We start from the raw sequence: 26,679 nt of genomic DNA on the forward strand, positions 1-26,679 counted from the left end.
CTTTTATTGGATGGGTGATAGAGAGAGATGCAGCAGAAACGCGTTCAGGTTGCTGGATTTGAAATAGCTAACGACAAGCCGATGGTATTGTTTGGTGGCATGAATGTTCTGGAATCACGTGATCTTGCACTTCAGATTGCAGAACACTATGTCGAAGTGACCAGCAAACTCAACATCCCCTATGTATTCAAAGCATCTTTTGATAAAGCAAACCGCTCCTCACTCGGCTCTTTTCGTGGTCCTGGTCTGGATGAAGGGCTAAAGATCCTCGAAGAGATCAAACAAACTTTCGACGTGCCTCTGATCACAGATGTCCATGAACCTGATCAGGCCGCGCCTGCAGCAGAGGTCTGCGATATTATCCAGCTCCCCGCATTTCTCTCCAGACAAACAGATCTGGTTCAAGCGATGGCCGAAACTGATGCGGTTATCAATATCAAAAAGGCTCAGTTCCTCGCGCCTCAAGAGATGAAGCATATTCTGCACAAGTGCGAAGAAGCCGGTAACAGTCGCCTTATCCTGTGCGAACGCGGTTCATGCTACGGCTACAACAACCTGATCGTCGATATGCTGGGCTTCTCAATCATGAAAGATTTTGGCTACCCTGTGATGTTTGATGCAACTCACGCCCTGCAGATGCCGGGAGGCCGTGCAGATTCAGCAGGAGGACGTCGCGCTCTGGCAGCACAACTATCCCGTGCGGGCCTGTCACAGGGAATTGCAGGCCTGTTTCTTGAAGCGCACCCAGATCCGGAAAAAGCAAAGTGCGATGGCCCATGTGCTCTGCCATTAAATGTTCTCGAGGCTTACCTCACACAGATGAAGGCGGTCGATGAGCTGGTCAAAAGCTTCCCTGAGCTAGATACCTCCAACTAAGTTTTTATTTTGACAGGCCTCCCTTCTGGGGGCCTGCTCTCTTCAACATTCACCCAGAAATCTTTCCCAAAGTGCTGACTTCTGATGCGCCCCTTGTCTATGATAGGCGGATGGACGAAGAACAGGATCTGCCACAATGAGTAACACCCCGGAATCTCTCTACGATGCGCTTCAGGATGGAATCGAAATCGGTCCGGAGCACCATCGATTCAAACTGATTAAGCATACCGGTATTCATGCACTGGGACGGCTCTGGCAGGCCGAGGATATTAGTGTTCAGGGCTCCCCTCTGGTCACCCTGCTGATCATCAATCCCTTTCTGCTTAAGCAAACTAACTTCGTTGAAGGGATTAAAAAGCACGCAGCTTTGAACAAGCAGCTGAAAAATAAGCATATCGCTGAGTGTTACGGCTTCTTTACTCACAAGAGTAAATTACTGTTCCTCTCCTACGAAAAACTTGATGGGCTAACCCTCGGGGGCTTAATTCACAAGGGTGGCAAACTTGCTGAGAAGCAGCAGTTAGGGCTGATTCGACAGCTCGCATATGCAATAGATATGGGCTATCAAAAACTACACAGCGCCCACGGTTGCCTGGACAGCGACTTTATTTTTATCAATCGCAACGGTGGGATCAAACTCACACTTTTCTCACTTAGGGAGAGTTTGGAATCCCTATCTGCGCTGCTACCGGAACCATTCCGCTACAAGCAATACCAAGCACCTGAAGGTTTCCATCCGGGTAAGTTAACACGTCAAGCCGATGTCTACTCTTTTGCCTGCATTCTGTATGAGCTATTCACCGGAAAATCCGGGTTCACTCCTGAAGATACTGAAGCACAACGAGTACGTACCCCTTTAGCACAGCCCAAAAATCTCAGCGACACACAGTGGGAATCATTACAGAAAGCCCTCTCCACCACCCCGGAAGAACGCTTTAACAGCTGTACTGAAATGGTTGAGGCTCTTTTCCCCCCTCAGTCTGAAGAGGCTCAGACAACCGAACCAGAACAGCCGGTTCCTGAAGATGTAGCCGAAGACACACAGGAAATACCAGCTGAAGAGAGTAGCCCTTCGAAAAAAAGGCTACCCAAACTATCCCTCTCCAAACCCGTCATGATGAGTTTGGTGGGATGTTTACTCTTTGCGATCGGCTATCTGATCGGTTGGTTTACCTCTGAATTTATCAATTTCAAAGAGCGTGATTTTCAAGCACTACAGATCCAGAAGCAGAATGAAGCGTTGCAACAGATGTACTCATCCCTTCAGGCCCAGCAGGAACTTCATAACAAACAGGACCAGCAACTGAAGGACAATCAGCTTGAGATTACCGTTCTGCAGCAGAAGCTTGAAAAAGCACGTGCCAAGCTTCAGAACCAGGATCCAGAAAAACCAGGCAACCAGATCTTTAAAGATCAGATCAGTGACCAAACCTATGGACCTGAAATGGTGGTCCTTCCCTCAGGACAGTTTCGCATGGGTGATCAGGCAGGCTTGGGTGATGACAACGAGAAACCGGTGCATGTGGTCCACATAGCTAAACCTTTTGCCATTGCCCGTTTTGAAGTTACCTTCAAAGAGTATGATGAGTTTGCCGATGCAACCAGCCGCCCTCTTCCCAGCGACGAAGGCTGGGGGAGAGGTCAGAGGCCGGTCATCAATGTAAGCTGGAAAGATGCAGCTGCGTATGCAACCTGGCTGAAGAATAAAACCGGACTTCCCTACCGGCTACCCTCTGAGGCAGAGTGGGAGTATGCCGCCAGAGCTGGCAGCCTCTCAACATTCTGGTGGGGGGATGAGTTCAAAGAGAATATGGCCAATTGTGCAGGCTGCGGCAGTGAATGGGATGGAAAACAAACGGCTCCTGTCGGTAGTTTCTCCCCCAATAACTGGGGATTACACGACATGACTGGCAATGTGGATGAGTGGGTCGCCGACTGCTACCTTGAGAACTATACCCAAGCCCCGATCGATGGATCGGCATATAAACAAAGAGGTTGTGCAGACCGGGTAATGCGTGGTGGCTCATGGTTTGAGATTGAAAGACTGATCCGCCCTGCGAGCCGCTATCGGAACCCTCTGAATGCAAAGAGAGATAGCTGGGGCTTCCGTGTTGCTCTGGACCTTGAGTAAGCCTGAGTTCATACCCTTCAGGTATAAAGAGCATATGGATTTTTAAAAGGACAACGTCATGCAGATCACCAAGTGGAACCTTTGCGTTCTGATTACCGCTCTAAGCTCGCTCACGGCTCATGCGGACAGCCTTCAGATCAGTTCAGAACAGCGTCAATCCTTAGATCTGACTCTGTACAACCAGAATCTTGGTCTGGTCAGGGAAACCCGTCAGTTGCCTCCTCTGACATCTGAACAGGTGATTACCCTTGAGGATGTCAGTGAACAGCTACAAGTTGCCAGCCTCCGCATCGATAATGCGGGTATGATCTTAGAGCAGAACCTTAATACCAACCTGTTAAATCAGCACAACCTGTTACAGCACTATATTGGTAAAGAGCTACAACTGGCGCGTTTAAATCCGGTTTCAGGTCAGGAGGTAATCAGCGCAGTTAAGCTGCTCAGTGTGGATGGCAACCGCGCCCTGATCAAACAGAATAACCGCTTCGAAAGCATCCCTCTAAACAATCAATGGCGCTTTATCTTCCCCAGCCTGCCGGGGGACCTTCTTAGCAAACCCAGCATCAATTTCCGTAGCGACGGTACGAAAAAACCACAAGAGGCAAGAATCAGTTACCTGACATCCGGATTACAGTGGTCGATGGATTATGTTCTGACGCTCAATCAAGCGGGCGATAAAGCCTCTCTCGATGGTCGCGCCAGCCTGAGCAACCGGACTGGAACTGACTTCAAAGATGCCCAAGTCTCTTTGGTTGCCGGCAACCTCAACAATCCAGGCGGGAATCGCCACGCCGAGATGCTGCAAGCCGATTTTTCTGCCAGGGGCGTGGCACGAGCCGCACCGAAAGCGGTTACTCAGGAAAACCTTGGAGACTTTCACCTCTTTACGCTTCCACGAAAAGTAAGCTTGCTTGATGGTCAGATCAAACAGGTCTCCTTCCTGAACTCCGACAGCATCCCGGTCCAGCGTAGTTACGATTATGAATTCCTTGTTTACCCAACCCTTGAGCGAAACCAGCATCGAGTAAAACCCGTACTGACGCTGACCTTTGAGAATGAAGAGCAAAGTAATTTGGGCCTGCCGCTGCCCGCAGGAAAGGTTCGTACCTTTACGCCCGATCAGCAAGGGATGCTTCAGTTTGCAGGTGGAAGTCAGATCGGACATACAGGCAAAGGCGATCAGGTAGAGCTCAAACAGGGGAAAGCGTTTGATCTCTCCATTCATCGAAAGCAAACGCACTTCAGTAAAACATTCAACGGTTTCCTCGTAGGTCAGGAGCTAAGAATAAGCAACAGCCGTCCAACCGCAGCAAAGCTGGTCTTAACTGCCAACTTCCCGCTGCAGTGGGACATTAAAGAGAGTAGCTTCCCCTTCGATAAAGTGATGGGAGGAAGCGCACGATGGCAGATCGATGTACCCGCCAAGGGCGAAGCACTACTTGCCTTCAAAGTACAGATGGAGAAGCGCTAAGTTTTGCAGAACAGGTCCTGCGAAGGCTGCGGCCTGGAACTTCCTTGGTGCTGCTGTAGCCAGATTGAGCCGCAGCAGTGCCAGCTTGAGTTCGCACTACTGCTCCATGAAAACGAACACCACAGAGCGACCGCAACCAGCAAAATCATCCAACAGGTTCTGCCAACAACCCAGCTCTATCAGTGGCAGCGCAAAGATCCTCCCAAGGCGCTTTTGGAGAGAATTAATGCCTCAGATACAGAGGTCTGGTTACTTTTCCCGGCAGACAGGCCAGAACTGATTACACGCAGCCGCCCCTTCAAACCCGCAGAGAAGAAGCGCTCCACACTCATCATAGTGCCTGACGGAACTTGGAAAGAGGTCAGAAAAATCGTGCGTAAAAGCCCCTGGCTTGATCAGTTACCTATCCTCTCCTTCTCTCCTGCGAGGAAAAGTCGCTATGACCTCCGTCGCAATCCCGATGCAGATCACCTGTGCACAGCAGAAACGGTAGCGGAGTTACTGAAGCTTAACAGAGAGGTCGAGGCGGCAAGCGAACTGGATCGCGCGCTGGATCGATTTATTCATCACTACAAGCGAGCACGTCAGAACCTTCCGCTGTAACCTATGGAGCACTGATTAAAAGCGCAGTCCGCTCCTCTCAATCGATAAATGTAGCCGGTACCTTACAACGCCGATCAACCTCCAACTTAAACAGATCCGGGCGCCCATAATGCCCGGCAACATCCAGCGCCTTTCTGGCTCGTCGAGCTTCCCTAATATCGATCTCCGCGTAGAGCACCTCTTTCTCCTGGTGTAAGGGCCCCGCGACTAAACCTCCAAATGGTTTTATCACTGCAGCGTCACCCGGATTGATCCACTCATCTTCGGTAAAAAGCGCCTCCCGTTCGGGAAAGTCGGCCGGTATATCTTCCCCTGTCATCGCCGTCGCTGTACTCAGAACCCAGCATCCTCCCTCACGGGCGATATGATTCATCGACGCGAGCCAGGTCTCTCCGCTATCCCATGTGGGAGCAATGTAGATATCAATATTCTGGGAAAAAAGACTATATCGTGCCAAAGGCATATAGTTTTCCCAACAGATTAAGCAACCAATACGTCCCACCGCTGTGTCGACAACTTTCAGACCAGAGGCGTCACCCATCCCCCAAACCATTTTTTCAGGATTGGTTGGCATCAACTTACGATGTCGGTTCACAATCTGACCATCCGCGTCTATGACCACAACCGAATTATACAAAGTGCTGCCGCTATAACGGCGATCCAACTCATTCAGCCCCATCACTACAACCACATTAAGTTCAGCAGCGGCGTCACATAACCGGTTTAGATCACCGGCATCGATATCGACTGAGTTTTCACGTAAACGAGCATGTATCTCATTTCCTAAAGCCATATCCCCTCCCGGTTTAAGTCGCCAGATCCATGTGGGATACCCCGGCAGGTAGGCTTCAGGAAACACAACCAACTGAGCTCCCTGCTTCGCCGCTTCATGTAAAGTTTCAAGTGCCCGTTCCATGCTGGCTTCAAGGTTTAACAACACAGGAGGGAGTTGTGCAATCGCTATAGGAGTTGGGGTAGCCATGAGAGAGGTCCTGTTGTCGGTCATGTTCTATAAGCATAGAGCATGACGCCAATCACACAGGGAAATTCGATATTAGGGAAGACCTATATCTGTACGTCAGATATGTGTGGGTTGGGGAGGTGAGTATTGATAAAAGCTGTCTTATAACTGCGGCATACGTGCCAGCCACTGATCAGCTTTGCGCGGATCAGCCTGCAGACCCAACTCACCATCAGCATAAGCGTCACACAAGCGCTTAATCGCAAGGTGATGTCCCTGTTCAGCCGCTTGTTGATAGAACGCCAGCGCCTTAACGGGATCAGCCTTAAAATAGTGCTCGAAACCCTCTTCAAAAATCCGACCCATCTGATACTGAGCCTTCAGGTCCCCTTTCTCTGCCGCCTGCTGCAGATAGATGCCTCCCTGAATTCGATTTTCAACGCCCTCCCCTCTAAAGTGCAGCAGATGACCATACACAGAAAGCGCACGTTTATCTCCATTATCCGCAGCGAAGCGGAACAGCTTCATCACAAAATTGTGTTTTTTAAGTGAGCCTTGCTTAACGGAAGAGCGAAATAGCCCATAGGCGATAAAAAAAACTAAAGGCGCTATCAGTTTAGAGAAAAATCGCATCATGCTCTCCGTTCTAGAATCAATTAATCCTGGCGCCGCTATCATATCAACCGTTCCTAATATTAGAAACAACCCTATCAGGACAAAAACTTCAATCTATGCACTTCCCCTTTTGGCAAAACTCCGGCTAGAATTGAAATTACATATAAAAACACAATCTAATATTCCTTTTGAATATATAGTTTTGTCATAAAGGATTAACTGGGTGACCAAATGAACATTTATGAAGATAACTCTCTCACCATTGGTAATACACCTCTGGTTCACCTGAAACGTATTGCTCCCGGATTAAATATATTTGGCAAGATAGAATCCAGAAACCCAGCCGGTTCTGTTAAATGCCGTATCGGTGCCAACATGATCTGGTCTGCCGAGAAAAGTGGAGCACTCAAGCCTGGTATGACAATGGTTGAGCCAACCAGCGGTAATACGGGTATTGCCCTGGCTTTTGTCGCTGCGTCTCGAGGTTATGAGATCATATTCACGATGCCCTCCTCTATGAGCCTGGAGCGTCGTAAGATCATGAAATCCCTGGGAGCCCAGATTGTACTGACCGAGCCGGCTAAAGGGATGAAAGGGGCTATCGAAAAGGCTCAGGAGATCGTTGATCAGAATCCTGAGACTCATATGATGCTGCAGCAGTTTGAAAACCCTGCGAACCCTGAGATTCATGAGAAAACCACCGGACCTGAGATCTGGAATGACACAGAAGGTCTGGTTGATATTTTAGTAGCCGGGGTGGGTACCGGTGGTACGATCACTGGGGTATCTCGCTACATCAAGCAACAACAGGGGAAAGCGATCACCTCCGTGGCTGTTGAACCTGTCGATTCACCGGTGATTACTCAGACAATCAATGGTGATGAGGTCAAACCCTCTCCGCATAAAATTCAAGGTATTGGTGCGGGCTTCATTCCGAAAAACCTGGACCTCTCACTGATTGATCAGGTAGAGCAAGTCAGCAATGAGGATGCAATTGATACCGCCCGCAAACTGATGGAGTCTGAAGGCATTATGGCCGGGATCTCATGTGGTGCAGCCCTCTGCGCTGCGATTCGGGTCGCCAATCAGCCTGAAAATGCGGGCAAAAATATTGTAGTGATTTTACCGGACTCTGGTGAGCGCTACCTTTCATCCGCACTGTTTGAAGGCATGTTCAGCGACAATGAGCTAGTGCAGTAACAAGCCGGCAAAAATGACGCATAAAAAAGCCAGAGCGACACCCGCTCTGGCTTTTATCTATCTGGAATCGATATCAGTTTAGTAGTTCACGAATCTTATCGTGGGAGGGAAACTCCTCCAGATGCTCTAACTGAACACTTCGATCGCTACTCTTTACAACGTTATACCACTGCGCTTTACGCTGCTGCCCCTGATAATACCCATCTACTTCATAGTGCTCACCATCCAGCGATAACACTGCGATCGTGCGCATATTCATATCCGTTTGCATCTTCTACTCTGTCCTGTTTGTAATTTTTCTACATACAAGCATAGCTTAAATTCAAATAATTACAATTTTATGAACAAATTTCATACAAAAGAATAATAAATTGTAATAAGACTACCTAAACTATGATGCGATCTGTGCCAGGTAATCAACCGAGGGCGCAAAGAAAGACTGACCTGTCACAGCACGGGTATACTTCAACAGATGATCACTATGCCCAGCACCGTCACCTTCTACCATGCTTTTTAACATCAACGTAAAGTTATCGGGGGTTCGGCAATAACTGGCAAAGAGCAATCCACACTCCTGTGTTGAGCCATAGGGCATGCTGTGCCGAAGGATCTCTATAGAAGCTCCCGCCTCATCCTTTAACGAGGTTCTCTTGGTGTGAGCTGTTAGCGGTTTATCCTCTGATGTGTACTCAATATTGTCAGACTTGGTACGACCGATCGTATCTTCCTGACACTTCAAACTCTGCTGATTCCAATATGCCATATTGTGGACATAGCGCTGAAGATGGATATAACTCCCCCCGGAAAAAGCCGAATCTTCATCACCTACGACCGCAACAGCCACCCGGTTTTCACCTTCAGGATTCTCAGTCCCATCAACAAACCCGGTCAGATCACGCGAGTCCAGATAGCGAAACCCCTCTACCTCCTCTACCAAGGCGACAGCGTCTGCCAACTCGGTATGTAAACGCTGGGCCACCATGAAATTCAGATCCTTACGCTGGGATCGAATATGGAAGAGCAGGTCAACTGGCGTATTCGGAGCGATATTTTCTCCATTCTCTAAACTGGGGAAGGGCTGCAACTGCTTAGGCACATCACACAATCCAAGCTGAGACCAGTAAGCACTCCCGATCGCAGCAACAATGTGCAATTCGGCGTCTGGATAGTTCTGATTAAATAGTTGTTCAAGTGTGGAAATTTTGGAGAGAACCAACTTAACTCTATCCACAGCACCATCATTGCGTGTCTGATTAAATGTCAGAAAAACTGCTGCGGGACTTGCCTCCGCTACGACGCCACGTTGAAACTGTGCCATACAAAAACTCCTTCTTCATCACATTCATTGTTGAGGCAGTATAGAGCGATCCTGAGATCAGGGACATTTATCTTTTATGATCTGCTTCATAGCGCATCGCTATCACCTGAAACTAGCCTCACCGGCTCTCTTTATCATTGATCCGATATGAGCGATGAATGAATCTTTACGGCGCACCCTTGTCTCTATAACCAGTTAAAACAACAAAAGAGTTAATCCATTGAAACACTTCAAACTGATTCTATTGGTTCTGATACTCCCATTACCTCTGCATGCTGCACCAGAAGCAGAACTTTGGGAGTATTGGAGGAAGGATAACAGCAACAATACAGCTCAAATCAATCACCAGATCTGGCAACAATGGCTTGACCGATATGTAGCAAGAGATGAGAGCGGCGTAAACAGAGTGAGCTACTCAAAAGTAACCATGGCTGACAGACAACGGCTGCAGGAATATATCAACACACTAGGGACGCTCCCGATCCGAAGCTACAACGCGGCCGAACAAAAAGCCTATTGGATCAACTTATACAATGCACTCACTGTTAACCTGATACTGGCACACTATCCGGTGACATCGATCACAGAGATAGATATCTCCCCCGGTTTATTCAGCAACGGCCCCTGGGGCAAAAAATTGATCACAATTGAGGATCAGCCCCTGAGCCTTGATGACATAGAGCACAGAATTCTTCGCCCTATCTGGATGGATCCCAGACTCCACTACACTCTCAACTGTGCGTCTATCGGCTGCCCAGACCTTCATCAAACAGCCTTTACGGCTTTAAACAGCGAACAGCTCTTAGACGACAATGCCCGGCGTTTCATCAATCACCCAAGGGGGGTCAGATTTGAGAATAGGAAGCTGATCGTATCTAAAATCTATAGTTGGTTTCAGACCGATTTTGGTAGTTCAGAGAAGGCTGTGATCAAACACTTACAGCAATATAGCAAGGCAAAATTAAGGTCAAAACTGGAAGGCCTGAGCACGATCGATCGCTATGAGTATAATTGGAAACTGAATGAGTTAAAAATCATCACCCCTTAGCAACCGGTCTGGCTGGATTACGGATCCATTCACTCCAGGAACCGGCGTAAAGGCGACTACCTTTGAGACCTGCAATCTCCATTGCCAACTGATTGTGACATGCCGTCACACCAGAGCCACACATATGAACCACACGCTCTGAACGCTGATCGCCCATCAGAGCTAACCACTCCTGCCTGAGCGTTTCAGCTGATTTAAAATAACCATCGCGGAGGTTATCCATCAACGGACGATTCAATGCATCAGGAATATGTCCCGCAACTGGGTCGATCGGCTCAACCTCACCACGAAAGCGCTCTGCAGCACGGGCATCAACCAATGTGATATCCCCCTCTGCAAGTGCACTCATAAGCTGATCCACACTCAGATTCGCACTCGGCCTAAGCTCTACAGAGCAACACTCCTTATTATAAACGGGCTGCTGCTGAGTCAGTTCACCACCCGCATCCCCCCAGGATTGTATGCCACCATCCAGCAAAGCAACCTGATCATGACCGATATACCTCAATAACCACCAGCAGCGTGCTGCCATCATCCCTGCACAATCATCGTATACCACAACCTGACTTTTACGCGTCACACCACAACGACCGAGTAGCTCAGCCAGCTCTTGTGGATTCGGTAGAGGGTGCCGTCCGGATTGCCCTGTTATAGGTGACGACAGATGTTCATCCAGATGGAGATAGAAAGCGCCCGGAATATGTCCCTCCATATAAGCAGCATACCCAGCATCAGGTTCCATAAGATTAAACCGGCAATCCAGAATAACCCAGTTGGGGTCATCGAGTGATGACTGAAGCTGTGCTGCACTCATTATGGTATTGAACATATCCCGCCCCTGGTTTCTTAAAGATATTGCGCTAGCTCTTCCTGAAGCAGATCCAACTCATTCTGAGCCTTCTGCTTAGCCTTCTTCTTAAGCGCAGCGACCTCAGCCGTTTTATCCGCGATCATCGATTGCGCAGCCGCCGCCTTATCATCAGAACCTTCAACCTGATCCAGCATCGGCTTGAGCTGCATCAGAATGGCACGACGGCGCCCCTCCTCTGCACGAGCAATTGCCTCAGCAGATTTCTCTTTTTTCTGCTTTTCCTCAGTTTTTGTTTGTGCAACATAAGTTAGCGGACGGATACCTGCAGCGATACGTGCTTTATCCATCAGTGGTGAAGCAACTTCCCGTGCTTTATCCGCACCTTTCTGCAACACCTCTTCAACAGCACCCAGATCACTCATCAGTTCGTTATAGCGTGCACGCGGTTCTGTCAGCTTAGCGTCCAGGAACTCAAATAACTCTTTTTTAGCATCTCCCCAACCGATACCGTCTTCAAAACGGGTCCGCATCGCAGCGGTTTCCAGCTCATTTGCAAAGCAACCATACAGCTGGAACAGTGTGCTGTTATCAGCATCCTTAGGCTCACCCGGCTCCCGCGTATCAGTCTTAATCTGCTTGATCAATCTGTACAGTTCGTCAGAGGAGCCGAATAGCGGAATAGTATTATCGTAACTCTTCGACATCTTGCGACCATCCAACCCTGGGATCAGCTGGGTTTGCTCATCGACAACGGCTTCAGGCAGAGTAAACAGATTTTCATAGGTATGATTGAAACGACCCGCCATATCACGAGCCATCTCTATATGCTGAATCTGATCTTTACCCACTGGAATCAGATCAGCATTGAACATCAGGATATCCGCCGCCATCAGGATCGGGTAACTAAATAACCCCATGGTCACACCATCATCCAGGTCTGCATTACCAGCATCACGATTGGCATCGACTGAAGCCTTATATGCATGAGAGCGGTTCATCAGCCCTTTCGAACACATACAGGTCAAGATCCAGGTTAACTCAGTAATCTCGGGGATATCGGTCTGGCGATAAAACGTTGCCTTATCAGTATCCAGGCCTAATGCTAACCAGGTTGCAGCGATCTCACGCGTCGACTGAGCAACACGCTCGGGATCATGGCATTTGATAAGTGCATGAAAGTCAGCAAGAAAGTAGAAGTTGTTATATTCGCCACTCTGGCTCATCTCAATCGCAGGCTTAATGGCGCCTAAATAATTACCAATATGAGGCGTACCTGTCGTTGTAATACCTGTTAGTACTGTTTTCTTATCCATCAACTTTTCTCTTCTGCCTACGAGAGCCACCCTTAATAAAAATGGCCCGGTGACTGCTAAAACCATATGAATGGCCGGTATAATACCGAAAAAAATTAATTGTTTCGCGCCTCTGGCAGTGATAGATCTCCCTCGGAAGCACCATTCATCCAAGGTATCTATGGCACTGCATTTAGGTTAGTGCTAAAAAGAGCAAAACAATAACAATACTGACTGAGACACTATGACTGATTCTATCGCTTCCTGGATCACACTTTCCGCACTCATTGGCAGTGCCGGCTGGTACATCTTGCAAACACCTGACCGTCAAATGAGCAGCCTCGTGATGGGCTTCATGTCAGGGGTTCTCTGCCTGTTCGGAGGCTTTCTTATTTCAGGGGCTGTCATGAAATTAACCGGCTCCTTTGATAACGCCCTTATTCCTGCACTGCTTGTATGCGCAGGTACAGCGAGTTGTACCGTCGCCCATACGGTGTATAAAAAGAAGAAAAGCAACAGCTAAAACTTAGCTAATAAGTCGATTTTGACAGATCGATTATCCATTACGGCTCTTTATTCGCGAGCAGTTTCCATATTTACCCCCACTTCAGCGACTTGGGAGCCGGGGATCAGCCAGTTTATTACGACTCATAACGCTCTAAAGTTGGCTGCATCCCTTCTGGAGCACAAATCAAACTGAACTCCTGAGCGAATCAACCAATGATCATTCCGAATAGTCAAAACTGATTGATGAATGGGATGTAAACTTGATGTATTCAGAGCCTTAAGCGGTATAAACCAACCTGCTAACACGTCAGTGATTGGAAGATTCAATGAAGACCATAGAAAAATTAGCCTTTTTTGTCACTCCATGCAGGGTTATCATCCTTATAACCCAACAATTTACAGACTGATCTCTTCCTATGTTAATAGTTGTCTCCCCTGCAAAAACCCTGGATTATGAAACCGCGCCAACTACACCCACCTATTCACAACCAGATTTTCTCGAGCACTCACAGTCACTGATTGAGGAGCTGAAAAAACTATCGGTTCAGGATGTGGCTGAACTGATGAAACTCAGTGATAAACTGGCCAGCCTGAATGTAGCCCGTTACGAATCATGGTCACCTGAATTTACAGCTGAAAACGCAAAGCAAGCAGTGCTCGCTTTCAAGGGGGATGTCTATACCGGTCTGGATGCTGAATCTCTCAGTGAAGAGGATCTGCAGTTTGCTCAGGCACACCTCCGCATCTTATCCGGCCTCTATGGTGTACTTAAGCCACTGGATCTGATGCAGGCATACCGACTGGAGATGGGAACCAAACTTGCTAACTCACGCGGCAAAAACCTGTATGAGTTCTGGGGCAATATTATCGCTGATCAACTCAATCATGAGTTATCCGAATTAAAGCAGTCAGTTTTGATCAACCTTGCCTCTAACGAGTATTACAAAGCGGCAAAAGAGAAAAATCTTCAGGGAAGAATCATTACCCCTGCATTTAAGGATTGGAAGAATGGTCAATATAAGATGATCAGCTTTTATGCCAAAAAAGCCAGAGGGTTAATGACCCGCTATATCATTCAAAACCGCATTGAAGATCCGGAGCAGCTCAAATCCTTTGACCTTGAAGGGTACCGCTTTGCTCCAAGCATGTCTGAAGGGGATAACTGGACCTTCATACGAGATCATCAGGAGTAAGCGGACTCTCCACAAAAAAAGCCAAGGCAGATGCCTTGGCTTTTTTGTATTCAAGCAACGATTAGTTCTGCTCGATACCCACAATGAACCAATCTGAATTATCTCGGGTCATATCACGGGACAGATGCCAGGTTTCATTAAACTCTGTCGTTTCTTCTGAGTCTTCCTTCAACCAGCCATAAAAGTTGATGCTGACAACCGCTTCATCGCCCTGATCAATAAAGTTAGCAAGCTCAGTCATCACAGAAACAACCTCTGTAACCTGGTGCTCCGGATGTTTTGCACGCTCCTCTTTCAGCGTCTGAAAAACCTCATCAGAGGTATAACTTTGAATCTCATCCCAATTACTTTCATCCCAGGCTTTTTGCAAGGTCACAAAATGCCCACGCGCACCTTCCAGAAATGCATCCCGGTTAAACCAGCCCGGCACAACAATTTCACCGGTATCACCCCATCCATTACCACTGAATGATGGCATAGGTTTAAAGTTTTTCTCAGTTTCAGGCTGATGAGCTTCACGCTGTTCAGGTTGATCATGCGTATTAATCTCATACTGCTGAGGCCCATTCGCATAACCCGGTTGCTGAGCAGGCCTGCGCATCGCCATAATTTTATAGATGATAAAGATCACCGCAGCGATCAGCAGGATATCCATAAACTGAATACCATCAAATGCACCGCCAAACAGCAATGCCCCAAAAATCCCGCCCGCGAGCAGACCTGCCATCATGCCCCCAAAACCAGCTTTCTTAGTAGGAGCAGCGGTGGTTGTCGCTTTTTGTTGCGTAGTCGATGTTTGACTCTGCGTGGGTGCCGATTTAGATTTTTTGGGTGAAGAAAAAAGTTTCCCGAAGGATGACCCACCACCCAATCGTTTTGCTTCAGCGGTTTCGGTTAGAGGTAAAGAGATCAGAAATACCGCCATTAACGTGACAAAAAAAGTCCGCATTGTTTCTCCTATACTGACTTGTTTTTTTTAAATAAAGCGCCGGATATAACAGCGAGATATATCCCGCTGAATATTAAAGCGATGCCCCATAAATGAAAAGGTTTCAGCTCCTCACCTAAAAAGAGGATGGATAAGATCATTCCCCACAACGGCACCAGATGCACAAATAACCCGGCAGTTTCTGCCCCTAGCTGGCTGACGCCATAATTCCAGAACAGATAGGCCAGTATTGCAGGGAATATCGCAAGATACAAAACTAATCCATACAATTCCACATTCCACTCGATCGGATCAGCACTACTCATCTCAAAATATGCAAAAGGAGCCAGTATCAAATTACCCGCCAACAACGTCACAGAAAAAAAGGCAAAACCTGTCAACTCTTTTGGGAGCCAGCGCAACGCCACACTGTAGGTCGCCCATACAAACATGGCACACAGGATCCAAAGATCACCAGGATTGAACTGCAATGAGAGCAGCAGCCCCAACTGCCCCTGTGTTATCAGAAGAGAGACTCCCAGTAACGAAAGCGCAACACCTCCCCACTGCTTGAATGAGGCCTTTTCGCCCAGAACAACGGCGCTAATCAATAGAATCATAATCGGCATACTGGATTGCATCAGCGTTCCATTCATTGCAGTCGTTGACTGCAGACCGATGTAGGCTAAGGTATTGAAGCCTGCAACACTCAGCCCTCCCATTAAGGCGAGTCGTTTCCAATACCTGCGGATAACAGCCCCGTGCCTGATAAGCACGGGAAGCGAAAACGGCAGTAATATCAATAACGCGACAAACCAGCGAACAAAAGCCAGCGTCACCGGTGGGATATCCATGGAAAACGCTCGTGCCAGAACAAAATTCCCAGCCCAAAACAGCGTGGTTAAACAGAGAAGAAAATAAGCCAGCATAGATTCGCGGGGGATCAGGTACGTTTTTTTAGAACGCGTGACAGTAGATTATTACTGGCATCATTACCAGTAATAACGTAGTGCAGCACATTATAGTTATTCACTGTCCACTGCATACGGCGATTGGATTTATTCAGTCCGCAGATAAGGATCTCATCACCCGACTGAATCTCTAAAAGCTCGCCAGGCTGCATAATGATCTCTTCACCCCGGCGCAACATCAGGGGAAAGGCATGTAGATTTCTCTTACGGTTATAAGGATCTTTAAAGAAGAGGGATAACGTCAGCTCAAACCCCTGCCGCTGAGCTTCCAGTAGCGCAGGTGTCTCCTCTTCGCCCACAACATAAGCCCAGCTATCAAGCTCATGATCCCCAACCACACGGCTCATTCGGTTAATCAGAGTATGCGCCCAGACATCATCATACTTATCCTGCATCTCTTCAATAAACGCGGGTAACAGAGGAGATTTAACATGTGCCAGAATACGGTTCGCAATGATCCGACCTGGCTCCATAATGAAATCAGCTCGGCTATTTTTAAAAACCAGCCGGTTTTCATGGATATTCTGACGGACAACCGTCAACAGTTTTGGGTTCATCTCCCTTGCGGTCATGATGATCGATAGGTTATCCGCATCATTCCCGGTCCCGGCAACAATCCCTACTGCATCCAAAACACCCGCTTCCATCAACGTAACGGCTTCCGTCCCCACACCAGTGACCTGGTGAGGAATATGTTCAACTTTTTTCGAATCCACATCCACCACTGTCAGATCAACATCACTTTCATCAAAGGCCCGAAACAGCGCCCGTCCAAAGCGGCCATGACCGCAAATAATCCACCGCCCTTTAGTGCGCTGGTATACGCTGGATAAGGGTCGGTGAAACGGATTGTGAATCCAGTCATAGACCAGATGCATATAGGGTGCATGGGCAGCTAATGAGAGATACTGCGCATAAGTACGGAAGGGATCCACTACCAAGTCCGTACCGAACGACTGTAAATTGGCAGTGGTAACATCTGACTCTGTACGACTGATTACCAACCGACCCGGACAAAGTAGTTTACTGGCGATCGCGATTGAAAGATTGACCTGATCAACATCTGTCAGCGCCATCACACCGATACACTTCGGGTGCTGTAAACCAGCGTCATCAAGAATATCGGGCAAAGAGGCGTCCGCACACAGGGAGGGTACAGAGACAGGCAGTTCATCCATCTGCAAAGAATCGATACGGTCCTGACTGATATCCAGCACCACCAAACGGATATCCCTACGGGCAAGCTGCCTGACAATCACACTACCGGTAACACCGTAACCACACACCAGATAAAAAGGCTCATTCATCTGTTTAACCGTGGAGGTAAATGATCGGCGCCTCATCATACGACCAAAAACGGGCTCCTGAAGCAGGGCCAGCGTCGTACCTATACCGTATAGCCACGCAATAACGGTGGCGTAGATACAGAAAAGCGTCCACATCCGTTGCGCCGCAGTAAAGTCATAAGGGATCTCACCAAAACCGATGGTCGATCCCATAAAAGAGACAAAATAGACTGCGTGGAAGAAATCCATCTGATAGATTTGCCCCTGATCATCGACTCCTGGGATAAGCACAAACCCCAAAACCGAGATCGAGTAGACAACGATGAGCGTGATCAGTGGTACACGCAAACGCCTCAGAAACAGATAGATAACATTATTCATCAGGAGGTGACCGCTCTGCTAACGACGTAGCATGGCAGTTTCAACCACCAGAAGGATCACAGAGATAATATTAGCCAGCAGAGCCCCACCACTCAGCGAGACCACACTGGACATGTTTGAGGCGTCCATACCTACACCACTGACCTGTTCAGCATAGCCCCATATTCCGGCAGCCACGACCAATTGAAGATCGGCCACCAGCGAGGTAGCAAGCATAAGCGCACCCAGGTGTGTACGATCGCCAAATTTGATCACCGTACAGATCATACTCACCACAAGCGCAGCAAAGAACTCATAGACATTATGGTGGGAGGGGTCGCTTATCTCCCCAAGAAAGAAACCAAAGTTCAGCGTTAATGCCAGTACGATAAAAAATGCAAAAATCACTTTTTCTTTGTTCATTGCTTCCTTCCTGCAAACCAAAGCTATATTTTATCCGTAGAATTGTAACACCCGTTATGGGTAATTCCATTGTTCTGGATACGCTTTCCAGATGGAACCCTTAACCTATTATCGAGTCAGATTAAAAATTAATTTTTTTCAGACTAAACCAAGGCGTTAATCCATGCGTTGTTCTGCCCTGCATAAAACAATTGTATCGTTGCTTCTTTTTTTACTGTCAACATCATCTCTGATGGCGCAGAACACAATTGAGATCAGTCCAAATGATCCTAAACTCTATCGCAGCCTGACACTGGATAATCAGTTACGGGTTCTATTGATATCCAGTCCTGAGAGCGATAAAGCCGCAGCGTCCATGAATGTGGCAATCGGCTCCAGCGCGAATCCAAAAGATCGCCCCGGGCTGGCACACTTCCTTGAACACATGCTTTTCCTCGGCACCGATAAGTACCCTAAAGCAGATGAATACCAAAGTTTCATCAGTTCTCACGGCGGCGGTCACAACGCCTATACCGCACAGGAAAATACCAACTACTTCTTTGATGTTGCTGCAGACAATCTGGAACCCGCCCTGGATCGCTTTGCCCAGTTTTTCATTGCTCCACTCTTCGATGAACAGTATGTAGATCGTGAACGGCATGCCGTGCACTCTGAATATCAGGCGAAAATCAGAGATGATTACCGTCGCACATATGCAGTCAAAAAATTAGCGATGAACCCTGAAAACAGTCAGAACAGGTTTATCGTCGGGAGTCTGGAAACCCTCTCAGACAAAGCTGGAAGCAAAATTCGTGATGAATTGATCCAATTTTACCAACAATATTACTCAGCAAATTTAATGACGCTGGTTGTTCTGGGGCGAGAGCCACTGGACCAGTTGGAACAGATAGTCAGGAGTAAATTTTCTGCAGTAAAAAACCGCAAAAGCCAGGGGTTCAAAAGCGATGAACCTCTCTTCCTGAATGAGAAACTCCCGCTCAAAGTAACGTTACAAAGCGTAAAAGACAGCCGTTCTCTGAGTCTGACTTTTCCGATCGCCGAGACACGCAGTCACTGGCGTGTCAAACCGGTCTATTACATCAGTAGCCTGATCGGTTATGAGGGCAAGGGGAGCCTTCTTTCCCTTTTAAAAGCCAGGGGCTGGGCAACATCCCTCTCTGCATCTCAGGGTCACAATCTCGAAAACCAGGGAAGTTTCATGGTGAATATAGCTCTGACTGAGAAGGGGATGGAGCATTATCTTGATATAACCCAGCTCCTGTTCGCGTATGTCGAATTGCTCAAGGACAGAGGGATAACAGATCAGCTTTACACTGAAGAGAAACAACTGAATGAGATCAGCTTCCGTTTTCAGGAGCAATCTGAACCGATCCATCTGGTCAGCAATCTATCACGTCAGATGCAGCATTTCCCGACCCAATACGCGATATCTGCTAGCTACAAATTCGATAGATTCCAACCCGAACTGATACGTGGCTACCTGGATCAGATCAGACCAGAAAATATGTTGCTGACCCTTAAAGCTAAACAGTTGACCGGTGACCAGATTGAACCGTATTACAACGTTCCCTACTCGATATCGCCCCTGACTGCTGATGAGCTTAGCCGGATCAAATCCACCACTAACACGCCTGAGCTTTCAGTACGTGACAACAATCCCTTTATTGCCGATAACCTAGAGCTGCTTTCCGGTTCCGCTCACAATCATGAAGTCCCCGTTCAATTGAGCAAAACACCCTTAGCGGAGCACTGGTATAAACAAGACACAGAGTTCAAAACCCCTAAAGCCAATGTTTACTTTTCGCTGCAAACACCGATCGCCAACCAAACCGCTAAAAATTGGGTACTGAATAAGCTCTATACCCAGATGCTGCAGGAACAGTTAAACGAAACACTTTACGACGCCTACATCGCAGGCCTCAATGGTCAGATATACCCTCATATGAAAGGCTTTACGGTTCGCCTGTCCGGCTATAGCGATAAGCTTGACCTGTTATTAAAAGCGGTAGCTGACGCTATCAAACATCCAGAATTGGATAAAACCAGATTTGAAATTCTTCGCCAGGAGTACATCGATAATCTGGCCAATCAATCGAAAAACAAACCCTACAACCAGGCCACTGATCACCTCTATGAGCTTCTGCTGCCTCAATGGGAGAAAAGCAGTCAGCAAGCAGCCCTTGAAAGCCTGGAACTGGATGATTTGAAACAGTTCTCAAAACAGTTGCTAGCCGCTCCATATCTGAAACTAATGACACACGGCAACCTAAGCCGCGCTGAAGCGCAATCACTCGAAACCGACTTAAAGCGATCATTATCGGGAAGTGAGAGCCATCCACCCTCAGCAGTTAAAGTGGTTCAGATCCCGGAGGGTAAGCCACTCACCTCAAATCTTGAGATCGAGCATAACGATTCAGCCATTGCTATGTTGCTGCAGGGGGAAAGTAACTCTCTTCAAGCCCGGGCAGAGATCTCTGTTCTGGCCGAGATGCTGGCGGCTCCCTTCTATAACCAGATCCGTACAGAGAAACAGCTTGGCTATATTGTCTTCGCTACACCTGTACAGATGAACAAAACACCGGGGGTCGCTTTTATCATTCAGTCCCCTGTCGCCGATGCAGAACGGCTAAACGCTGAGATCAATGGATTTATTCAGCAGTGGCAGCAACAACTGCCTGAAATCGATTTAGAAACGCTGGAAAAATTCAAACGTAGTGTCATAGGACGAATCACAAAGAAAGACAATACTCTGTCAAACCGGACCAATCGCTACTGGCGTGAACTAGATTGGGGGGATACGGAGTTTAATACTCGAAACCAACTGGCCAATCGTGTTGAAAAGGTGAGCATTCAGGATCTGAAACGCTGCTTTGAACAGCTCTTAAAGAGACGTCTGATTGTACAAAATACAGGGAAACGCTTCGTTTCTCAGGATAAAACCACTCCCACTACGCTTCATGCTCTCTTCGCTGAACTGAAAGCTGACGCACAGTTTGTCCCCGAAAGTTGACCTGATTGAACGAGAGAGCATCAGGGCCGGATAATCTCTCGTTTCTTCTCTTGCTCCAGAATTGGGCGAAAATAAACAGAGTCTTTCCGTTTAGGTTTCACGAGCTCTTCACACCCCTGCCCCAATAACAGGCAGCGTGCTTTTTTCTCATCTTTACCGATCTGTACAAAGATCTTATCTTCACCCTTCAGCGGCGGCTTTTTATCTTTACCCGCAGGCACCTCATTTACTTTTGGGGGGGCGTAGGGGATAACCAAAGGCTCTGGCAGGTTATTCGGTAGATCCCTTGGGATCACTTCAACCATCCGCTCCTGATCAAAGGTTCCACGTCGCCAATCTTGATAGGCCGTTTCTCCATCGACCGTGCCATAGTAATACCCCTTGGGGGCCGTTATCTGATAGTCGATCGGCAGCTCAACCTCCTCCTCAGAAAAAACTTGAGCTGAGAACAGCAGCAGACACAGAAGCTTAATGTGCATCATCAAATACATCTTCCATTGGATAGATCGCTTCGGCATAGACAGCCAGCTCCTCCAAAATATGACGCTTATGCTCATCCGCTTCGGACTCGGCATATAGATCATTTAAACGCTGATAGAATTTTTCCATCGTCAGGTGCCCACCTTCACCCCGCAAGAGTTTCCGGCGGCGATACTCCTCCCACTGCATCTGCTGCTCTTGCGTCAGAATATGAGGGCAGTTACGTGCTTTATAGCGCAACAACATCTCTTCGAGACGGACATCCTGGAAAGGCAGATCCAACTCTGCCAACTCCTCAGGCCCCGCTAGCCTGACCTGATCCATTGATTTCCTATCAGAGGGAGAAAAGAATCCCCCGCTATAGAGCATCATGTCCGGATCGCTATCCTCTTCAAAGGGGCTCTCTGAATAGATATCGGCAAGTTTCTCCTGAAGCCCAGTAAAACTTCGTAGTATCTGAAGATGGGCGCGGCAAACATCACCCTCAATCTGCAACCGACCCGCTTCCTCAGTGTTCAACATACCTGCAGGAGCAACAATCGGACATTTATTAATATGGAGCTGCTTGAGCGCAATTCTGGGATCAGATTCATCCAACTCCCGTTGAGGGGTATATAACAAACGCCTGATCTCCTCCGTGGTGAGATTCATCAGGGGCTCAGGGCTGTAGCGCAGATCCCACACCAGCACACCGTTTTTATTCACAGGATGGGTGCCCAGAGGCGCAACGATTGCCGCATTACCCTGTTCAACGGGATAACGAGAGGATATATGCAGTACAGGTTTATGTGTTTGAGTATCGATCAACGTCTGAATCGACTGTTTACTACGATGATTAACCACATAGTTATACAGTTTTGGCTGTTTTTCTCTAACCAGTTTAGCCATCTCAATGGTGGCATAAACATCAGAGAGCGCATCATGTGCATGACCATGATCAATCTGATTAGCCACGGTCAGATCCTCTAGCCTCAAGCTGGGAGAACCATCTTCATATTTCGGCCAGTTAATCCCATCGGGTCTCAAAGAGCGCGTTAATCGAAGCATATCGATAATATCCCAACGAGAGCAGCCATTTTGCCACTCTCTGGCGTAGGGATCGTAAAAATTACGATACAGACCATAACGGCTCACTTCATCATCAAAGCGGATACTGTTATAACCCACACCACAGGTGCCTGGGCGGGCCAGTTGTTCATGAATCTTTTGGAAGAAAACCGCTTCACATACCCCCTCTTCCATCGCTTTCTGTGGGGTAATACCCGTGATGAGGCAGGCCTCAGGATGCGGCAGCTGATCATCACTGGGCTTGCAATAAAACATGACAGGATCTTCGATGATATTAAGCTGCTCATCCGTACGAATTCCGGCAAATTGAACGGGCCAGTCACGCTTAGGATCGGCTCCAAAAGTCTCATAGTCGTGCCAGAAAAAAGTCAAAGGCGCATTAGCCATAAATTATCCTTGCCAAATAGGTAAAGCTCATAGATATAATGTGATTAAGCGGTTCTGTAACCCAAGGAATTTCAGATACAGAATCAACCGTAATCAGATTAACATTTCAATGTTAAGGGTTCACCCATGTCTCATGATCAGGAAGGAATGAACAAAGTCTGCCCCTGCGGTTCCAATAAGCCATTCGACTATTGCTGCAGACCCATCGTCGAAGGTCAGAAAGCGGCTCCTACAGCGGAAGCATTGATGCGATCCAGATACACCGCTTTCGCTCTGGGCGCGATCGATTATTTAATTGATACCACAGCCCCGGAAAAGCGAGGAGCTGATGATGCGGATATTCTTGCGGACCAGGTTAAATATACAAACTGGGTCGGCCTGACAATTTTAAGTACAGAGAACGGCGGTCGCTCAGAAGAAACGGGCACGGTAGAGTTCGAAGCAGGATTTGAAACCGATGATCAGGCCGGTACTCTCTACGAGAAATCAAACTTCCGTAAAGAGAATGGATTTTGGCTCTACGTAGATGGCGAGGTCGAGGTCAGAACCTGACCCCAAGCGTCAACGTTTTTTCCAAATAAGAAAAGCGTCATTGAGAATCACTCGTCATCTTTGAATGAGAGATTTTCATGCACGACGCCAAAAACAGCTTCATTCCTTCCCTGATAGCCTCAGCAGCGGTGCTCAGGCTATCGAAATGGTAAATTCCCCTGCCAAAGATCCTGTTTTCAATAATTTCTCTTAATGTCAACGCTGTCAGCGTAACAATTCTGCGTTAGAATGTTTGGCCTTAAACGGATGAGCGTTCCAACTTATATGCGCCTTTCCTAGATGTTCAGGACCTTATGCTAGCAAGATTATTCAAGCCCAACTGGCAACATGCCAAGCCCGAAAAACGAATCAAGGCGATTGCAAAATTTCGCGCAACGGATGCCGAAGCGCAACCGATCCTGTCACAGCTTGCGCTGGAAGATCAGGACGAACTCGTTCGCCTCAGCGCCACTGAAAAACTGAATAATCTCACACTACTGGTAAAGATAAGTAAGCGAGATAACTCCCCTAATATTCAGCAACAGGCACTTCACCGCATTAGTCAGATCATTCTGTCGCCTGAATGCGATACCGACATAGAAGAAAAACTCACCGCACTAAAATCGCTGAGTAATGCAGACCTTCTCACTCATATCGCACTTAATAGCAACAACGAACGGCTACGTGAGCAGGCAACATCACAGATCCAGGATAATACCAGCCTGGAGGTTATTGCAGAAAAAAGTCTCCGCGCCAGCATTCGTATCTTGGCAACAGAAAAAATCAGCTGCCCCGAGACCCTCGAACGGGTTCAGAAAGCGTCCAAGAACAGAGACAAGGGCGTCTTCAAGGTTGCCAGAGATAAACTTCAGCAGATCCGTGAAGATGAAAAGAGAGTAGCTCAGGAGAAGCAAAATGTCTGTGACCACCTGAGATCCATTCAGCAACTGAGTCAGTCCGAACTTTTCCCTTTATACGCTGCAAAACTATCTGCTCTGGAAAATGAATGGTTATCACTGCGCAGCTTTGCAGATCAAGAGCAGCTAAATCAGCATGAAAGTCATCTGAAAAATTGCCAAAACATGCTCGCAGAGCAAAAAGCCATAGAAGAAGCTGAAACTCTTCGGGTGCAGCAGGAAAAAGCTCAGAGAGAGAAAAGCCATCAAATCTACTCTGAGCTTTGCGTCCTCAAGGAGGACAGCTACGAACTTCAACCCGAGCAGTGGGCGATAGACCTGCTTTGTGAAAAACTAGATTCCCTCTCCACCCAATGGGAGGAGGTCCGTCAATTCAGTGTCGAAAGTGAACAAGAGCGATTCCAAAAAATAGCAGCTCAGCTAAGTAATCTGCAGATTGCATACCAGCACTTTATTGATGACAAAGACAAACTGGTTACCATCACAACCAGACTTGCCCAGCAAGATGATCTCAAGCAGGTTCAGAAATCATCAAATCAGGCCCGCAAATTAATCAACAGACTTAGCTGGCCTAAGCAACAAACCAAACCGTCTGAACTCTGCGCGTGTGAAGATCAACTTGCTCTGGCAGACCAGAAACTGGCACAACAGCAGAAAAACGCCGAAAGAAGCCAGGTTGAATTGAGTCAGATCCTGGATACGCTCAAGCAGGCAATTAGTAACGGTGAAATCCGTTCCGCAGATAAACAGATTAAAAAAGCGGATCAGTTGAGTAAACGCCTGAACGGACAACTCACGCCTGAACTAGATCAGCGTATTAAATCACTCACCGCTGAACTTCAGGAGATTCGTGACTGGCAAGCTTATGCTGTGACGCCCAAAAAAGAGTCCCTTTGCGACGAGATGGAAGCACTGAGTGACTCAGAGATACCGGTTCAGGAAAAAGCCAATCAGATCCGCAGAATCCAGAAAGAGTGGAAACTACTGGACTCAACCGATTCTGTTCATTCACAACAGCTCTGGCTGCGTTTTAAAAAAGCATCAGACAAAGCCTATAGCCCCTGTGATAAGTTTTTTGCCGAGCAACGAGATCTACGCAAGCAAAACCTTGAACACAGGCAGAACATCTGTGAGAAGCTAGCCGCTCTGACATCGCCTCCCGAGGGCGATTCTGAAGCATGGAAGTGTTACGAAGAACTCATTCGTCAGACCAAACAGGATTGGCGTACCTATTCACCTGTGGACCGTGCTCCAGGGAAAAAAGTACAGGCTGAATTTGACCGCTTATTGAAAGCCACTGAAGCCCCACTGCGCCAGATTCGCCAGAATAATGCCAAACAGAAACAGGCTTTGATTGAGCGGACTGTTGAACTACTCGATTCCCACAACCTGGCAGAAGCAACTGAGCAGGTCAAGGATCTACAGAAAGAGTGGAAAGCATTAGGCGCAGCTCCACGCAATCAGGAGCGCAGGCTATGGAATCAGTTCAGAGAAAACTGCAGCCTGATTTTTGAGCGCTTCTACGCTGAAGGTGACCGCTCCCCGCAATCCACCGGTGATAGCAACAAACAGTTGCTCAAGCAGTTACAGCAGGCCATTAACGAGCTGGAAGAACTGTTAGAATGCACAATAAACCTTCCTCAGATTGAAGCTAAATACCGCCATGCAGTTGAACGGTTTGAAGCGATTGAAGAGATTGATGCGTCACTGCATGAACGCCTTAATCTGATTAGAAAACAGGTTGAGTGCCTGAAGCATGAGCTGGGTGGCTTTGATGAACTTAACTATACGCATCTTCAGGCCAAAGCCCAGATCTGTGAGCAACTGGAGATACAAATTCTGGAAAACGATTCAGAGTTTTCACTGCCAGAGCTTCAGAGTGAATGGGAGCAGCTCTCACGGCAAACCAGTGCTGATCAGCCAATTGATCAGCGCTACGCAACCTTACTTCAGCTGCTCAATCAACCCGAAGCGCTCGATCAGATCCTGAACGATCAGGAGCAGAGCCTGAGAAAGCTCTGTATTCGCCTTGAGATTGCCACTGCCAACCCCTCCCCTGCTGAGGACCAGGCTCTTCGCATGGAGTACCAGATGGAGCGATTGCAACAAGCACTGGCAGAACAGAAGCAGGGACTTAATGCGAAAGAGATTAAACAGCTCGAATATGAGTGGCTTGCGATCCCGTTTGCAACCCATTTCGATGGTCTAAGCGAACGCTTTGAGAACCAGCTACAAAGCATCTTGTAACAAGTGTTAAATAACAGTCACAAAAAAACCCGCATAGTGCGGGTT

Annotated in this window: 23 protein-coding genes; 11 read left to right on the forward strand and 12 right to left on the reverse strand. The window is 47.7% G+C overall.

Annotation, left to right across the window (positions count from 1 at the left end):
• Positions 1 to 27: 27 nt before the first annotated feature.
• From kdsA to Q0882_RS03160, 4 genes are all read left to right on the forward strand, one after another.
• On the forward strand, positions 28 to 876 hold the full coding sequence (gene kdsA / locus Q0882_RS03145) for a 3-deoxy-8-phosphooctulonate synthase (RefSeq protein WP_299177915.1): 849 nt from the start codon (positions 28 to 30) through the stop codon (positions 874 to 876).
• A gap of 136 nt (positions 877 to 1,012) precedes the next feature.
• On the forward strand, positions 1,013 to 3,007 hold the full coding sequence (locus Q0882_RS03150) for an SUMF1/EgtB/PvdO family nonheme iron enzyme (protein ID WP_299177917.1): 1,995 nt from the start codon (positions 1,013 to 1,015) through the stop codon (positions 3,005 to 3,007).
• Between the two features lie 58 nt (positions 3,008 to 3,065).
• Complete coding sequence (locus Q0882_RS03155; RefSeq protein ID WP_299177919.1) at positions 3,066 to 4,478, forward strand: DUF4139 domain-containing protein; 1,413 nt, start codon at positions 3,066 to 3,068, stop codon at positions 4,476 to 4,478.
• A 3-nt stretch (positions 4,479 to 4,481) separates the two neighbouring features.
• The gene (locus tag Q0882_RS03160) at positions 4,482 to 5,081 is read left to right on the forward strand and encodes a tRNA-uridine aminocarboxypropyltransferase (protein WP_299177922.1); all 600 of its coding nucleotides are present in this window, start codon (positions 4,482 to 4,484) and stop codon (positions 5,079 to 5,081) included.
• Between the two features lie 37 nt (positions 5,082 to 5,118).
• Here the strand turns inward: Q0882_RS03160 and Q0882_RS03165 are convergent, their stop codons facing one another.
• Together Q0882_RS03165 and Q0882_RS03170 are read right to left on the reverse strand one after the other, a co-directional pair.
• Entirely contained in the window at positions 5,119 to 6,063 is a 945-nt protein-coding gene (locus tag Q0882_RS03165; RefSeq protein WP_299177925.1) for a carbon-nitrogen hydrolase family protein, read from the reverse strand.
• Between the two features lie 141 nt (positions 6,064 to 6,204).
• Positions 6,205 to 6,678 carry a tetratricopeptide repeat protein gene (locus Q0882_RS03170; protein WP_299177927.1) on the reverse strand — a complete coding sequence of 158 codons (474 nt, stop codon included), beginning with the start codon at positions 6,676 to 6,678 and terminating at the stop codon, positions 6,205 to 6,207.
• A 210-nt stretch (positions 6,679 to 6,888) separates the two neighbouring features.
• Here Q0882_RS03170 and cysK point away from each other — a divergent pair, with 210 nt between their 5' ends.
• The gene (gene cysK, locus Q0882_RS03175; protein WP_299177929.1) at positions 6,889 to 7,857 is read left to right on the forward strand and encodes a cysteine synthase A; all 969 of its coding nucleotides are present in this window, start codon (positions 6,889 to 6,891) and stop codon (positions 7,855 to 7,857) included.
• Between the two features lie 73 nt (positions 7,858 to 7,930).
• Here cysK and Q0882_RS03180 read toward each other — a convergent pair whose 3' ends face one another.
• Both Q0882_RS03180 and Q0882_RS03185 read right to left on the reverse strand, forming a co-directional pair.
• Positions 7,931 to 8,110, reverse strand: a complete 180-nt coding sequence (locus Q0882_RS03180) for a hypothetical protein (protein WP_299177931.1) — start codon at positions 8,108 to 8,110, stop codon at positions 7,931 to 7,933.
• A 138-nt stretch (positions 8,111 to 8,248) separates the two neighbouring features.
• Positions 8,249 to 9,175: a Dyp-type peroxidase gene (locus tag Q0882_RS03185; RefSeq protein ID WP_299177934.1), complete on the reverse strand. Its 927-nt coding sequence runs from the start codon at positions 9,173 to 9,175 to the stop codon at positions 8,249 to 8,251.
• A gap of 220 nt (positions 9,176 to 9,395) precedes the next feature.
• Here Q0882_RS03185 and Q0882_RS03190 point away from each other — a divergent pair, with 220 nt between their 5' ends.
• Positions 9,396 to 10,223, forward strand: a complete 828-nt coding sequence (locus tag Q0882_RS03190; RefSeq protein WP_299177936.1) for a DUF547 domain-containing protein — start codon at positions 9,396 to 9,398, stop codon at positions 10,221 to 10,223.
• Here the strand turns inward: Q0882_RS03190 and Q0882_RS03195 are convergent.
• Positions 10,213 to 11,052: a sulfurtransferase gene (locus Q0882_RS03195; RefSeq protein WP_299177938.1), complete on the reverse strand. Its 840-nt coding sequence runs from the start codon at positions 11,050 to 11,052 to the stop codon at positions 10,213 to 10,215. The two genes, Q0882_RS03190 and Q0882_RS03195, sit on opposite strands and share 11 nt — an antisense overlap.
• 17 nt (positions 11,053 to 11,069) lie before the next feature.
• Positions 11,070 to 12,347: a tryptophan--tRNA ligase gene (locus Q0882_RS03200; protein ID WP_299177941.1), complete on the reverse strand. Its 1,278-nt coding sequence runs from the start codon at positions 12,345 to 12,347 to the stop codon at positions 11,070 to 11,072.
• A gap of 223 nt (positions 12,348 to 12,570) precedes the next feature.
• Between Q0882_RS03200 and Q0882_RS03205 the strand changes: the two genes are divergently transcribed.
• Both Q0882_RS03205 and yaaA read left to right on the forward strand, forming a co-directional pair.
• A complete protein-coding gene (locus tag Q0882_RS03205; RefSeq protein ID WP_299177944.1) occupies positions 12,571 to 12,849 on the forward strand; it encodes a hypothetical protein in 279 nt (92 codons plus the stop codon).
• Between the two features lie 400 nt (positions 12,850 to 13,249).
• Positions 13,250 to 14,026 (forward strand): peroxide stress protein YaaA, encoded by a 777-nt coding sequence (gene yaaA, locus Q0882_RS03210; RefSeq protein WP_299177947.1) that lies wholly within the window; start codon positions 13,250 to 13,252, stop codon positions 14,024 to 14,026.
• Between the two features lie 61 nt (positions 14,027 to 14,087).
• Here the strand turns inward: yaaA and Q0882_RS03215 are convergent, their stop codons facing one another.
• The 4 genes from Q0882_RS03215 to Q0882_RS03230 are packed head-to-tail and all read right to left on the reverse strand — an operon-like array spanning position 14,088 to position 17,994.
• A complete protein-coding gene (locus Q0882_RS03215) occupies positions 14,088 to 14,975 on the reverse strand; it encodes a TIM44-like domain-containing protein (RefSeq protein ID WP_299177949.1) in 888 nt (295 codons plus the stop codon).
• An 8-nt stretch (positions 14,976 to 14,983) separates the two neighbouring features.
• Positions 14,984 to 15,883 (reverse strand): DMT family transporter, encoded by a 900-nt coding sequence (locus tag Q0882_RS03220; protein WP_299177952.1) that lies wholly within the window; start codon positions 15,881 to 15,883, stop codon positions 14,984 to 14,986.
• A gap of 14 nt (positions 15,884 to 15,897) precedes the next feature.
• The gene (locus tag Q0882_RS03225) at positions 15,898 to 17,592 is read right to left on the reverse strand and encodes a TrkA family potassium uptake protein (protein ID WP_299177955.1); all 1,695 of its coding nucleotides are present in this window, start codon (positions 17,590 to 17,592) and stop codon (positions 15,898 to 15,900) included.
• 18 nt (positions 17,593 to 17,610) lie between these two features.
• Positions 17,611 to 17,994: a DUF6394 family protein gene (locus tag Q0882_RS03230; protein WP_299177958.1), complete on the reverse strand. Its 384-nt coding sequence runs from the start codon at positions 17,992 to 17,994 to the stop codon at positions 17,611 to 17,613.
• Positions 17,995 to 18,157: 163 nt separating this feature from the next.
• On the opposite strand from Q0882_RS03230, the gene Q0882_RS03235 reads away from it, so the two are divergent.
• Positions 18,158 to 21,004: an insulinase family protein gene (locus tag Q0882_RS03235; protein WP_299177961.1), complete on the forward strand. Its 2,847-nt coding sequence runs from the start codon at positions 18,158 to 18,160 to the stop codon at positions 21,002 to 21,004.
• A gap of 20 nt (positions 21,005 to 21,024) precedes the next feature.
• On the opposite strand, the gene Q0882_RS03240 is transcribed toward Q0882_RS03235, so the two are convergent.
• Together Q0882_RS03240 and sbcB are read right to left on the reverse strand one after the other, a co-directional pair.
• A complete protein-coding gene (locus Q0882_RS03240) occupies positions 21,025 to 21,486 on the reverse strand; it encodes a hypothetical protein (protein ID WP_299177964.1) in 462 nt (153 codons plus the stop codon).
• Positions 21,473 to 22,939, reverse strand: a complete 1,467-nt coding sequence (gene sbcB, locus Q0882_RS03245) for an exodeoxyribonuclease I (protein ID WP_299177967.1) — start codon at positions 22,937 to 22,939, stop codon at positions 21,473 to 21,475. Before sbcB ends, Q0882_RS03240 begins: the two co-directional genes overlap by 14 nt.
• Positions 22,940 to 23,065: 126 nt before the next feature.
• Here sbcB and Q0882_RS03250 point away from each other — a divergent pair, with 126 nt between their 5' ends.
• Positions 23,066 to 23,491, forward strand: a complete 426-nt coding sequence (locus Q0882_RS03250; RefSeq protein ID WP_299177970.1) for a YchJ family protein — start codon at positions 23,066 to 23,068, stop codon at positions 23,489 to 23,491.
• A 293-nt stretch (positions 23,492 to 23,784) separates the two neighbouring features.
• The gene (locus Q0882_RS03255) at positions 23,785 to 26,634 is read left to right on the forward strand and encodes a DUF349 domain-containing protein (protein ID WP_299177973.1); all 2,850 of its coding nucleotides are present in this window, start codon (positions 23,785 to 23,787) and stop codon (positions 26,632 to 26,634) included.
• Positions 26,635 to 26,679 lie beyond the last annotated feature (45 nt).

This window comes from uncultured Neptuniibacter sp. (genome assembly GCF_947498015.1).
GTDB lineage: Bacteria > Pseudomonadota > Gammaproteobacteria > Pseudomonadales > Balneatricaceae > Neptuniibacter.

Bases quoted from the DNA above. Each gene is read 5' to 3' on its own strand.
- Q0882_RS03150 (WP_299177917.1), top strand. From the start codon at position 1,013: ATGAGTAACACCCCGGAATCTCTCTACGATGCGCTTCAGGATGGAATC.
- sbcB (WP_299177967.1), bottom strand. From the start codon at position 22,939: ATGGCTAATGCGCCTTTGACTTTTTTCTGGCACGACTATGAGACTTTT.
- Q0882_RS03205 (WP_299177944.1), top strand. From the start codon at position 12,571: ATGACTGATTCTATCGCTTCCTGGATCACACTTTCCGCACTCATTGGC.
- kdsA (WP_299177915.1), top strand. From the start codon at position 28: ATGCAGCAGAAACGCGTTCAGGTTGCTGGATTTGAAATAGCTAACGAC.
- Q0882_RS03165 (WP_299177925.1), bottom strand. From the start codon at position 6,063: ATGGCTACCCCAACTCCTATAGCGATTGCACAACTCCCTCCTGTGTTG.
- Q0882_RS03240 (WP_299177964.1), bottom strand. From the start codon at position 21,486: ATGATGCACATTAAGCTTCTGTGTCTGCTGCTGTTCTCAGCTCAAGTT.
- Q0882_RS03195 (WP_299177938.1), bottom strand. From the start codon at position 11,052: ATGTTCAATACCATAATGAGTGCAGCACAGCTTCAGTCATCACTCGAT.
- Q0882_RS03155 (WP_299177919.1), top strand. From the start codon at position 3,066: ATGCAGATCACCAAGTGGAACCTTTGCGTTCTGATTACCGCTCTAAGC.
- Q0882_RS03230 (WP_299177958.1), bottom strand. From the start codon at position 17,994: ATGAACAAAGAAAAAGTGATTTTTGCATTTTTTATCGTACTGGCATTA.
- cysK (WP_299177929.1), top strand. From the start codon at position 6,889: ATGAACATTTATGAAGATAACTCTCTCACCATTGGTAATACACCTCTG.
- Q0882_RS03225 (WP_299177955.1), bottom strand. From the start codon at position 17,592: ATGAATAATGTTATCTATCTGTTTCTGAGGCGTTTGCGTGTACCACTG.
- Q0882_RS03235 (WP_299177961.1), top strand. From the start codon at position 18,158: ATGCGTTGTTCTGCCCTGCATAAAACAATTGTATCGTTGCTTCTTTTT.
- yaaA (WP_299177947.1), top strand. From the start codon at position 13,250: ATGTTAATAGTTGTCTCCCCTGCAAAAACCCTGGATTATGAAACCGCG.
- Q0882_RS03185 (WP_299177934.1), bottom strand. From the start codon at position 9,175: ATGGCACAGTTTCAACGTGGCGTCGTAGCGGAGGCAAGTCCCGCAGCA.
- Q0882_RS03255 (WP_299177973.1), top strand. From the start codon at position 23,785: ATGCTAGCAAGATTATTCAAGCCCAACTGGCAACATGCCAAGCCCGAA.
- Q0882_RS03170 (WP_299177927.1), bottom strand. From the start codon at position 6,678: ATGATGCGATTTTTCTCTAAACTGATAGCGCCTTTAGTTTTTTTTATC.
- Q0882_RS03180 (WP_299177931.1), bottom strand. From the start codon at position 8,110: ATGCGCACGATCGCAGTGTTATCGCTGGATGGTGAGCACTATGAAGTA.
- Q0882_RS03220 (WP_299177952.1), bottom strand. From the start codon at position 15,883: ATGCTGGCTTATTTTCTTCTCTGTTTAACCACGCTGTTTTGGGCTGGG.
- Q0882_RS03250 (WP_299177970.1), top strand. From the start codon at position 23,066: ATGTCTCATGATCAGGAAGGAATGAACAAAGTCTGCCCCTGCGGTTCC.
- Q0882_RS03200 (WP_299177941.1), bottom strand. From the start codon at position 12,347: ATGGATAAGAAAACAGTACTAACAGGTATTACAACGACAGGTACGCCT.
- Q0882_RS03215 (WP_299177949.1), bottom strand. From the start codon at position 14,975: ATGCGGACTTTTTTTGTCACGTTAATGGCGGTATTTCTGATCTCTTTA.